9 protein-coding genes and 1 pseudogene are annotated in these 11,288 nt (G+C 40.6%); all 10 read left to right on the forward strand.

From position 1 onward, the window contains the following. A pseudogene (locus O9332_RS27545) lies at positions 1–271 on the forward strand (hypothetical protein); the annotation flags it as partial. Positions 272–796: 525 nt separating this feature from the next. After that, positions 797–2,038: a class I SAM-dependent methyltransferase gene (locus tag O9332_RS27550; protein ID WP_002762791.1), complete on the forward strand. Its 1,242-nt coding sequence runs from the start codon at positions 797–799 to the stop codon at positions 2,036–2,038. Beyond that, positions 2,038–2,967, forward strand: coding sequence for an NAD-dependent epimerase/dehydratase family protein (locus tag O9332_RS27555; protein ID WP_002762788.1), 930 nt, complete (start codon positions 2,038–2,040; stop codon positions 2,965–2,967). Before O9332_RS27550 ends, O9332_RS27555 begins: the two co-directional genes overlap by 1 nt. Further along, a complete protein-coding gene (locus O9332_RS27560) occupies positions 2,964–3,767 on the forward strand; it encodes a TylF/MycF/NovP-related O-methyltransferase (protein WP_002762786.1) in 804 nt (267 codons plus the stop codon). Before O9332_RS27555 ends, O9332_RS27560 begins: the two co-directional genes overlap by 4 nt. Next, positions 3,767–4,585: a transketolase gene (locus O9332_RS27565; protein ID WP_002762784.1), complete on the forward strand. Its 819-nt coding sequence runs from the start codon at positions 3,767–3,769 to the stop codon at positions 4,583–4,585. Before O9332_RS27560 ends, O9332_RS27565 begins: the two co-directional genes overlap by 1 nt. Further along, positions 4,582–5,505, forward strand: coding sequence for a transketolase family protein (locus O9332_RS27570; protein WP_002762782.1), 924 nt, complete (start codon positions 4,582–4,584; stop codon positions 5,503–5,505). Before O9332_RS27565 ends, O9332_RS27570 begins: the two co-directional genes overlap by 4 nt. A gap of 66 nt (positions 5,506–5,571) precedes the next feature. Beyond that, the gene (locus tag O9332_RS27575) at positions 5,572–5,949 is read left to right on the forward strand and encodes a GtrA family protein (RefSeq protein ID WP_002762780.1); all 378 of its coding nucleotides are present in this window, start codon (positions 5,572–5,574) and stop codon (positions 5,947–5,949) included. Next, positions 5,949–6,881, forward strand: a complete 933-nt coding sequence (locus tag O9332_RS27580; protein ID WP_043999425.1) for a glycosyltransferase family 2 protein — start codon at positions 5,949–5,951, stop codon at positions 6,879–6,881. The genes O9332_RS27575 and O9332_RS27580 overlap by 1 nt, the downstream gene beginning before the upstream one ends. Before the next feature lie 358 nt (positions 6,882–7,239). Beyond that, positions 7,240–7,509: a YciI family protein gene (locus O9332_RS27585; protein WP_002762776.1), complete on the forward strand. Its 270-nt coding sequence runs from the start codon at positions 7,240–7,242 to the stop codon at positions 7,507–7,509. Between the two features lie 139 nt (positions 7,510–7,648). Further along, complete coding sequence (smc, locus tag O9332_RS27590) at positions 7,649–11,179, forward strand: chromosome segregation protein SMC (RefSeq protein ID WP_288028210.1); 3,531 nt, start codon at positions 7,649–7,651, stop codon at positions 11,177–11,179. Positions 11,180–11,288: the final 109 nt, after the last annotated feature.

The raw sequence follows: 11,288 nt of genomic DNA on the forward strand, positions 1-11,288 counted from the left end.
AAATCAAGGAAAGTATGAACAACAAAAACCTGATGAAAACAATCGTTACTGGATAAAAGAACTTAATTTGTTTATCGGTATCTGGCAAGGAAGCAAAGCTGAATTTACTACTAATTGGTTGCGCTGGTGGGATAAGTCGGGAAATTTGCTATTATGGGGGAGTGAGTTAGTAGAGCAAGAAAGGCAACGAGCCGAGCAGGAAAAGCAACGAGCCGAACGCTTGTTGGCAAAATTGCGCTCGCTGGGAGTTGACGTTGATGATAGTTTATGATGAGACGGGTGCATCTCAGTTTTGCAAAAATACTGAGTGTGTAAAGCTAACAATAGCTAAAATCCTTGTCTGTATGGATCTACTAAAGATGCACCGGTCATCCCCTCTCAAATGGCTCTGATATACTGTGTTGCGACCGCCGTAGTTTTGTCTATGCTGATACAAAAGTAAGTCAGAAAGGTTATGATATTTTTTACGCCAAATTATCCAAATACGAGGACAAAAAACAGCTACGGGAGGATAAGGTACAATCCCAAGACCTACCCGCCAACAAATCGGATACTATCAAAGTTGTCTTACAACTGGGAAAACCTAGAGCTTATCTTGGGACAATGTGGGCATTGCTTACTCAGAATCCGGCTCTTCTTGTTTCTGTGTGGAAGCAAGAAGAATAGGGATAATTTTCTGGAAAGATAGTCTTCAAAGCCTTGCCTAGCAAGACTACTAGAAACGATAAACACTGATTATCACACCAAGTCGGGGAGAGCCAGAATCCTTTAATTTATACCTGATCATCGCAAATTTATGAAAGCTAAAATTCACTTAAAAAATCACTGCCGAATCTGTCAATCAGAGAATTTAAAGAAAATTCTCACCTTGCCTCAAATGCCATTTACGGATGAATTTATCCTTCAAGAGGAATTAGGTCGGGAATTTAAAGCCGATATTCCTATCTATCTTTGTTTAGATTGTCATACAGTTCAAACGCAACATGATGTTGATGTAACTGACTACTATGAAGACTATCAATACTCAGTAGGAACATCAAAAACAGCCAGTAAATTTATGGAAACTTTAGCCAAGTCCTTAATTGATAAATACTTTATCGAGGACAAAATTAAAGTTTTAGAAATTGGATCGGGAGATGGAGGACAATTAATTCCTTTTCAAGCAATGGGGGGTAAAGTTCTCGGTTATGAACCTTCCTCGTATTTGACTAAAATTGCTGAAGATCAAGGGATCAAAACTATTCAAGGATTGTTCAACGAATCATCTATTGAAAAACTGCCTGAAGATTTTAAAAAAGTCGATATTGTGCTGTTATCCTATACCTTCGATCATCTGCCAGATCCCGTCAATTTTCTGGAGACTGTTCGGGAAATACTTAATCCTGAAAAGGGAATTTTAGTAGTAGAAGTTCACGATTTAGAGAAAATTTTTGATCGACGAGAGTATTGTTTATTTGAACATGAACACTCAATTTATTTAACTTCCTCAACCGCTCAATCGTTAATGGAAAGAATGGGCTATGTAATGATTGATTTTAATATTGTTCCTGAGTCAATCCGCCGGGCAAATTCTCTACTTTTTGTGGCTACTCCCAAAGGCTCTATTTTGGCTAATCAAGCTTTACCCAAGGTAGAACTTGATAACTTTGAGGAGCTTAATTTTTATGACACTCAAGTCCAAAAAATCTATCAAGGAATTCAGAATCTAGATGATTATTTAGAGAAAAATAGCCAAAAAGGGAAAAAAATAGCTGGCTATGGTGCTGGTGGTCGTGGTGTGATGACTCTAGCAGCTATGAACAAGGCTCATTACTTAGAGTATTTAGTGGATAAAAAACCGAAAGGGCAAGGGATTTACTGCCCCAAATCGGAAGTTCCCGTCTTTGGTATTGAAAAACTGCAAGAATCCCCCGTTGACGATATAATTGTCTTTAGTTTCGGTTATCTAAAAGAGATTCAAGAGGATTTACAAAAATTTGGCTATTCATCGGAGCAACTTCACTCGATGCTTGATATCTTAGACGGGAGGGAAATGTAATGGGACAATCTTCTCAGGAAAAAGTTATCATCCTAACTGGGGCATCGGGATTTGTTGGTGCTGCTGTACTCAAACAAATCCTCAAAGATGGCAATCTTCCCTTAGTATTACAAAGACCTTCTTCCAATCCGTTTCGACTCAAAGATTTAGAAGGATATCCTACTTTTGTTTATCAAAGTCTAACGGATGAGCAATTAATTGAAAAAATCAAGGATTATCAGCCACACATTCTGATTAATCTCGCCTGGCGAGGAGTGGCAGGAAAAGATCGCAATGAATTGCACCAAATCCAAGATAATCTTCCCTTAACTTTACAGAGTGTTGAATTAGCTAAATCAGTCGGGTGTTCACAATGGATTGGCATCGGCTCTCAAGCCGAATATGGGAATCCTAACCGTCAAGTGGATGAACAATTTCCTACCTATCCCACCACCCTTTATGGGAAAGCTAAATTAGCGGCCTGTTGGGCAGCCCTAGGATTATGTCAAGCCTATGATATTCAAGGTTCTTGGATTCGTCTTTTTGATCCCTATGGTCCTGGGGATGACTCCTACTGGTTAATTCCCTATTTGATCCGAGAAATCGCCTCGGGCAATAGCCCTAAATTGACAAAGTGTGAGCAATTATGGGATTATCTCTATGTTGAGGATGCCGCTAAGGCCATCTTGAGTGTAGCTTATACTCAAGCAACTGGGATATTTAACCTTGGCTCGGGCGTAGCTATACCTTTGAAAGAAGTTGTAGAAACCCTTAAGAATTTCGTTAATCCCACTATTCAACCCGAATATGGTGCGGTTCCCTATCGTCCCGATCAGGTGATGCACTTACAAGCGGATATTACTCGCATCAAAACCTTGACGGGATGGGATCATAAAATTACTATTGAGCAAGGATTACTAGAAACGGTTAAAGGGATCTTAAAACAATGAAAGAACAACCAATTCCTTCAGAAAACAACCAAGCATTAAGCCAATTAGGGCATCATTTAGTTAAATATACTAATCAGGAAAAAGGTATTCTTGAGCGTTTATGTGAATCTTTTGAGGCATCTAAACTACCATTATCTCAACGACTACAAACATTTCCTCGTCAGGTACGTCGCCAAGACATTGCTCGATTTTTGACAAAATGGGAAATTTTCAAACTTAGCCTCCCCGCTAATGGCAGTGTTGTTGAGTGTGGCGTTTTTGGAGGGGGTGGATTACTGTCTTGGTATCATTTTTCTGCCATTTCTGAACCCTATAATCATACTCGCAAAGTGATCGGATTTGATACTTTTGAAGGGTTTCCTGGTGTTCACGAGAAAGACCTTCAAACTGGAGTTTCTGAACATCTAAAAGAAGGAGCATTTCAAACCCACAATGCGATTGTAGAAGAAATTAAATCTCTAGTTACCATTCACGACAACAATCGTCCGCTAGGGCATATTCCTAAAATCGAATTAGTCGTCGGAGATGCTTGTCAAACGATTCCTCAATATGTGAGAGATAATCCTCATTTGTTGATTAGTCTTTTATACCTAGATTTTGATATTTATGAACCGACTAAAGTTGCCTTTGAATATCTCTATCCTCGGGTTGTTAAGGGGGGAATTATTGCTTTTGATGAGCTAAACTGCGCCGAATTTCCAGGTGAGACCCAAGCCCTTTTAGAAAGCCTAGACTTGCGGATGGTTAAACTCTGTCGCTTTCCTTATGACCCCTATATTTCCTACTTTGTTAAAGAATAATGATTCAAGCAAACACAATCAAACAATTAGCTCAATCAATCCGTCTTCAGGCTTTACAAATGGTTCATCGAGCTAATGCCTCTCACATTGGCAGTTGCTTAAGTATGGCTGATTTATTAGCTGTACTATATGGCAAAATTCTCCGAGTTGATCCGACTAACCCAAATTGGCTAGACCGCGATCGATTTATTCTCAGTAAAGGTCATAGTGCGGCTATTCTCTACGCAGTACTGGCTGAACGGGGATTTTTTCCCCTAGAATGGCTAGAAACCTATTGTCAAGATGGTTCTAAGTTAACTGGTCATATCAGTCATTATCTACCCGGAATAGAAGCCTCTACTGGGTCTTTAGGTCATGGTTTACCTATCGGTTGTGGTATAGCTCTAGCCGGTAAACGTGAAGATAAACCCTACCGAGTATTTGTTCTAGTTAGTGATGGCGAAATGGACGAAGGCTCAAACTGGGAATCAATCCTATTCGCGCCTCAGCATCAACTCGATAACCTAGTTGTTATTGTGGACTATAACAAAATTCAGAGTTTTGGCACAGTCCAAGAAGTGCTTGACCTTGAACCCTTAACAGCTAAATTCCAGGCATTTCGTTGGTCAGTGCGAGAAATTGACGGTCATAATTTCCAGCAGATTGAAGACGCTTTCAATAGTGTTCCTTTTGAAAAGGGCAAACCTAGCTGTATTATCGCCCATACTGTTAAGGGAAAAGGAGTCAGTTTTATGGAAAATCAACTGGCTTGGCATTACAAATCACCTAATGTAGAACAATTAGCCCAAGCGATCACCGAAATTGAGGAGAGATTATGAGAACAGCATTTATAGACACTCTTTGTGAAATGGCCGAACAGGAACCGAGAATTTGGCTGCTGTGTGCTGATTTAGGCTATTCAGTCTTGGAAAGATTTGCTGACCGCTTTCCCGATCGATATGTCAACGTGGGAGTAGCCGAACAAAATATGATGGGAATTGCGGCTGGACTAGCGATGAGTGGCAAAATTGTCTTTACTTACTCTATTGTCAATTTTCCTGTTATGCGATGTTTTGAACAGATTCGCAATGATGTCTGTTGTCACAATCTCAATGTTAACATCGTTGCTGTTGGTGGCGGACTGAGTTATGGTTCTCTGGGTTATACCCATCATGGCATAGAAGATTTAGCGGTGATGAGAGTCTTACCCAATATGACGGTTATCGCTCCGGGAGATCCTCTGGAAGCTAAGTTAGCGACTCAAGCCATTGCCAACCTTTCGAGTCCCTGTTATTTAAGATTAGGGAAAGCTGGTGAGCCTCAAGTTCACCCCAGGGAGCCTCAGTTTGAAATTGGTAAGGCAATCGAGTTAAAGTCGGGGACAGATTTGACCTTAATCAGTATAGGGGGAATGCTAGATTTAACCGTTAAAGCGGCTGAAAAACTGACGATGCAGGGTTATTCTATTGAAGTTTTGAGTATGCCGACTCTCTACCCTCTAGATGAACAATCTATCTTACAATCGGCTCAAAAAACTAAGAAGATAATCACCTTGGAAGAACATGGAATTGGGGGTTTAGGAAGTGCAGTTGCAGAAGTTCTGGCACAGTCTGGCGAATCGGTGAAATTTAAACCTTTAAGGTTAAAAAGAGAAGCCGTTAAAACCGCTGGTAGTCAAACGGTTTTACGTTCCCAACAAGGACTTGATTTGGATGGCATTGTGCAATCGGCTCTGGCCATGCTACAAAGAGTGTATTAGCCATTTTACAGGTGAGGAGAAGATAAAGACCAATGTAATCACTAATTGTCAAAATAAACTTGAAAAATGTATCTGTTCAAAAAAAGCAAATCTGTTAGATTTTTGTTAGTGGGGGTAGTTAATACCTTATTTGGTTATGGGGTGTTTGCCTTGCTGTTTCGTCTAGGATTAGATGAGCGCTATTCCTTACTTATCGCTACTATTTGCGGGGTATTATTCAACTTTAAAACTATCGGAGCTATCGTTTTTAAAGACCAAAATAATCGACTACTAGCTCGCTTTATTGGTGTTTATTCAGTGATTTACTTATTAAACGCTGAATCCTTACGAATTGTCAAGATGCTAGGAATTAATATGTTAGCGGCACAAGCTATCTTAGTATTGCCTCTAGCAATTGTTTCCTATTTCTTAAATAAAACCTTTGTTTTTAGAGGAAGTAGATGATGAAAAAAATTACGATTATGACCCCTTGTTATAATGAAGAAGGAAATATTGAAGACCTTTACCTGCGAGTTAAAGAAGTCTTTAATCAGTTACCTAACTATGAGTATGAACATCTTTTTATCGATAACGCTTCCCAAGATAAAACTGTAGATGAATTAAAAAAAATTGCTCAAAAAGACCCCGGGATAAAAGTCATCGTTAATGCTAGAAATTTCGGTCCCGTTCGTTCTGTTTACTATGGTATTCTTCAGTGTTACGGAGATGCGGTTATTTTTATGGTAGCAGATCTGCAAGATCCTCCCGAATTAATCCTAGAATTTGTCAAGAAGTGGGAAGAAGGCTATAAAGTTGTTAAAGCGGTTAAAACGCCGATGAAAGAAGGAGCTTTTTTCTATTTTGCTAGACAAATTTTTTATTATTTAATGGACAATCTTTCGGATGTAAAAGTTACTAGAAACTTTACAGGTTTCGGCTTATATGATCAGAAAGTCATCAATGTTCTACGAGAGATTAACGATCCCTATCCCTATTTTAGGGGACTCATTGAAGAGTTGGGTTTTGAAAGTTTCTCTTTTGAGTATCAACAACAACGGCGAAAACGGGGTATTAGTAGTTACAACTTCTATCGATACTATAGCGAGGCGATGCTGGGTATTACCAGTCACTCCCAAGTTCCCCTCAGACTGGCCACCATGTTAGGCTTTGCTTTGTCCCTCTTGAGTTTGCTAGTGGCGTTAGGTTATTTAATCGCCAAATTGTTGTTCTGGGATTATTTTCCTTTAGGAACCGCACCCGTTACTGTCGGACTATTTTTACTCGCTTCGGTGCAGTTATTTTTTATCGGCATTATTGGGGAATATATTGGCTTAATGCACATGAGAATTTTAAAAAGGCCTTTAGTTGTCGAACGGGAAAGAATCAACTTTGAGTGAGTGACTATATTTGTTATACTAACCTAATCTTCGAGGACAATATAGTATGGTAATGGTTAGGCGTTGGGTTTCATGCTTCAACCCAACCTACTTTCATCTTATATTTAATTCCACCCACCTACTTAAATACAATAGAAAACCTATCTGGATTAGCTAATCTATATATAGCGTTTTTCAGTCTAATGAGGTATAGTAAATCCATCGATAGATAATAGATAGGCGTTTCAGCGTTTCAATCGGGACTCACCGCTATAGTAAAATGTAGATTCTGTGTACCCCCCCACTTTTCTATACCGATTTAGTCTGATTGACGATTCGATCGTAAAATAGCAACAGATCAAGAGAGTACAGGTCAAATATGCCGAAATTTGTTATCTGGGGTAGTTATTGTGAAAACGTGCTGGAAAAACGCGCTCCCTATCGTCAAGCGCATCTAGAGGGATTAAATCAACAGAAAGAACGGGGAATTCTCATTACTATCGGACCAACGGCAGATTTAAGCCAAGTTTTCGGAATTTATCAGGCAGCCAGCGAGTCGGAAGTGCGAGAATTAATCGAAGCGGACCCCTACTGGCAAAATGGCATCTGGACAGAATACCAAGTCAAAGAATGGATTCAAGCTATCTAAGGGGGCTATCAGCTATATTTTTCTATAAGGGTGTTGTCATCTCCGGTCAAGTCTGAGGATATTTTCAAGGATAAACCGAAGTTATCCCTTATAGATTAAAGCTGACAGCTGACAGCTTTCCTACTTTTTGCTTATCGCCATGGTTTACATCAAAAAGGTCGAACTCTCACACTTCAAATCCTTCGGGGGAACGACTCCTATACCCTTTTTACCGGGGTTTACGGTGGTTTCTGGTCCAAATGGTTCGGGAAAGTCGAATATCCTTGACGCATTGCTATTTTGCTTGGGATTAGCTACTTCCAAGGGAATGCGGGCCGAAAGATTACCGGATTTAGTCAATCACAGCTATAACAGTCAACGTCATAGCTCAGAAGCGAGCGTTTCGGTGACTTTTGATGTTAGCGATATTCCCGACGCCACCGATAGGGATTGGACGGTTTCCCGACGCTTAAAAGTGGCTAAGGGTGGCAGCTATACTTCTACCTACTATATCAATGGGGAAACCTGTACGGTTAGCGAACTTCACGACCAATTAAACCGTTTACGCATCTATCCCGAAGGGTATAACGTGGTGTTACAGGGGGACGTAACCCGAATTATCAGCATGAATGCCAAGGAAAGACGGGAAATTATCGACGAATTGGCAGGAGTAGCCGAATTTGACCGCAAAATTGAGAAAACTAAGGAGAATATCGATTCGGTTAAAGAAAGAGAAGAACGCTGCCAAATTATTGCCACAGAATTGCAAAAATCTCTGGAGAAATTAGCACTCGATCGCATTAAAGCCGAAAAATACCAAAAACTCAAGGCCCAAGTCCAAGAAAAACAACAATGGGAAATTGTCCTGCATTGGCAAAATCTCCAGCAGCGCTGCCAGCAATTAAAAGAACAAATTCAAGCTGGGGAAAAGGAAAAACAGGTTTTAACCGAGACTATCGCCAATTTATCCGAACAAATCGCCCAAAATAGTCAAGAATTAGAGAAACTCAATCAACAGGTCAAAGCTTTCGGGGAAGATGAACACCTGTCCCTGACTTCCCGATTAGCGAGTCAACAGGCCAAACGACAACAACAGCAACAACGACAAAAAGAGTTAGAAAACCTCGAAAAAGAATCTCAGGGACAGAAAAACAGGCTTTTAGAGGAAATTAATCGCTACAATCTCGAATTAAATCAGATTACTGCTGAAAAAAGCCGTTTAGAAACTGAAATTTTACCCAATCTCCTACTGACAACCCAAACCGCAAGGGAAACCCTAGAAAACCATCGTCTGCAAGCAAGTAGTCTCGCGGAAGCGTCAGAAGCTTGGGTAAAAGAACAAAGCGACCTTTCCCGCAATATTACCCGTCTTCAGGAACAATTAAACCCCTACCGTAGCCAACGGGCCCAATTGACCGAAAGATGCGATCGATTGCAAACTAATATAGTAGAAGCTGGTCAACGTCTGCAAGAATTAGAGCAAGTTATTAGCACAAAAACGGAAGAAAGTCAAGAAATATTACAAAAAATTAATCAATCGGATCCCGATATCCAAAATTTAGCCCAAAAACTCACCATTGCCGAACAAAATCGCGTCATCAGTCAGGACACCCAAAAACGTCTGCTCAAGGAACAACGGGACAAACAGAGGGAATTAGATAAACTGGAAGCGACCAAGCAAGCGCAACAGGAGGCCCAGGGAACCTATGCTACTCAAATATTATTACAGTCAGATTTGCCCGGAATCTGCGGATTAGTGGCACAATTGGGGGAAGTAGAGGAACGTTATCAAATTGCTCTTGAAATCGCCGCCGGAGGTCGTTTAGGTCATGTAGTCGTCCAAGATGATAGCGTTGCGGCTGCCGGAATTGCCTTGCTAAAACAGCGTCGCATCGGTCGCGCCACTTTTTTACCCCTGAATAAAATTCGTCCTCCCCGTCCCCAGGATATTTCCTCTCTGCGTCATGCGCGGGGTTATCTGGATTTAGCGGTGAATTTAGTTAAGTTTCAATCCCAGTATCGGGAGGTTTTTAACTATATTTTTGGCAGTACCGTGGTTTTCGAGGATATAGATTCTGCCCGTTATTATATCAATCAATATCGCATCGTTACTTTGGATGGCGAGTTATTAGAGATGACTGGCGCTATGACCGGAGGCAGCCAACCGACGCGATCGGGGCTGCGTTTTGGTAAAATTTCTCCGAAGGAGTCTAGTGAAGCGGAATCTCTACGGGAAAGATTAGCAGAAATCGATCGCATTCTTACCCGCAACGAAGAAAAAATTACCCAAGTTAATCATCTTATCAGTCAGTTAACCCAACAGTTAACCGAAACCCGTCAAAGTCATCGGGAAAATCAATTATCTCTACAACAATTAAGCAAGGATTTACAACGTTTAACCACAGAAAAAGAGGATTTAACCCGTCAATTATCGGGACAGCAAGAGGAAATTAGTATTTCTAGTCAACGGTTAGAGGTATTAACTAGAGAAATTCCTCAGTTAGAGTTATCCTTACAGCAAGAACAGGAGAAATTAACTGCTTTAGAGGCCAATCATACCCATAGCAAATGGCAACAGGTGCAGGGAATAATTCGCGCTCAAGAATTAGAGTTACAAACCCAAGAAAATCACCTCGCTACAGTCCGCGAACAGTTAAAAGACCTACAAAATCAACAAATCAGACTAGAGGAAAAAAGTCAAGAGTCTGGGGATAGAATTATTGAGATTGACAGGATAATTACCGATGCAGTTAATCAGAGAAATATCGGTAATCTGGAGATAGAAAAACTTGATCGCCATATTTTAGAAATCAATCAAGCTTTACAGCAATTATCGCAACAACTAGGGGAAACCAAGCAAAAAAGAGATCAATTAGAGACAGTTTTGCGACAACAACAAAACCGGCAACAACAGGCTATCTGGCAATCGGAAAAGTTAGTCAACAATCAAGAGGAAAGACAAGCATTACTAACCACTTTACAGACAGAAATTAGTCAACTAGAAAGCGACTTACCCAATCCCTTGCCCGAAATTCCTGAAAGCGATCGAGATTTCGAGAAAATTCAAAGCGATATTCGGCAGTTACAAAAGAAATTAGCAGCTTTAGAACCTGTCAATATGTTAGCTTTAGAAGAACACCAAAAAACTAAAGAGAGATTAGATGAACTATCAGAAAAACTGCAAACTCTAGAAGGTGAAAGAACCGAACTACTTTTACGGATAGAAAACTTTACCACCCTCAGATTTAATGCTTTTCAGGAAGCATTTACTGCTGTTAACGAAAACTTTAAGAATATATTTGCCACCCTGTCCGATGGTGATGGTTACTTACAACTAGAAGACGAAAATGACCCCTTTAATGGTGGCTTAAATCTGGTGGCACATCCCAAAGGAAAACCAGTACAGCGATTAAGTTCCATGTCTGGGGGTGAAAAATCTTTAACCGCTTTAAGCTTTATTTTTTCCCTACAAAGATATCGTCCTTCTCCCTTTTATGCGTTTGATGAAGTGGATATGTTTTTAGATGGGGCCAATGTGGAGAAATTGGCCAAAATGATTCAAAAACAAGCACAACAAGCGCAATTTATTGTCGTTAGTTTGCGTCGGCCGATGATTGAAGCTTCCGAAAGAACCATCGGTGTCACCCAAGCGCGGGGAACCCATACACAGGTACTAGGAATTAAAGTTTAACCTAAGATGCAAGTGGGAAGTGGGAAGTGGGGTGTGGGGTGTGGGGTGTCGGGTGTGGGGTGTAGGGTGTGGGGTGTGGGGTGTGGGGTGTTGGTGGTGGGAATGTGGT

This window comes from Microcystis sp. LE19-10.1B (assembly GCF_027530565.1).
Lineage (GTDB): Bacteria > Cyanobacteriota > Cyanobacteriia > Cyanobacteriales > Microcystaceae > Microcystis > Microcystis aeruginosa.

Bases quoted from the DNA above. Each gene is read 5' to 3' on its own strand.
- O9332_RS27550 (WP_002762791.1), top strand. From the start codon at position 797: ATGAAAGCTAAAATTCACTTAAAAAATCACTGCCGAATCTGTCAATCA.
- O9332_RS27555 (WP_002762788.1), top strand. From the start codon at position 2,038: ATGGGACAATCTTCTCAGGAAAAAGTTATCATCCTAACTGGGGCATCG.
- O9332_RS27560 (WP_002762786.1), top strand. From the start codon at position 2,964: ATGAAAGAACAACCAATTCCTTCAGAAAACAACCAAGCATTAAGCCAA.
- O9332_RS27565 (WP_002762784.1), top strand. From the start codon at position 3,767: ATGATTCAAGCAAACACAATCAAACAATTAGCTCAATCAATCCGTCTT.
- O9332_RS27570 (WP_002762782.1), top strand. From the start codon at position 4,582: ATGAGAACAGCATTTATAGACACTCTTTGTGAAATGGCCGAACAGGAA.
- O9332_RS27575 (WP_002762780.1), top strand. From the start codon at position 5,572: ATGTATCTGTTCAAAAAAAGCAAATCTGTTAGATTTTTGTTAGTGGGG.
- O9332_RS27580 (WP_043999425.1), top strand. From the start codon at position 5,949: ATGAAAAAAATTACGATTATGACCCCTTGTTATAATGAAGAAGGAAAT.
- O9332_RS27585 (WP_002762776.1), top strand. From the start codon at position 7,240: ATGCCGAAATTTGTTATCTGGGGTAGTTATTGTGAAAACGTGCTGGAA.
- smc (WP_288028210.1), top strand. From the start codon at position 7,649: ATGGTTTACATCAAAAAGGTCGAACTCTCACACTTCAAATCCTTCGGG.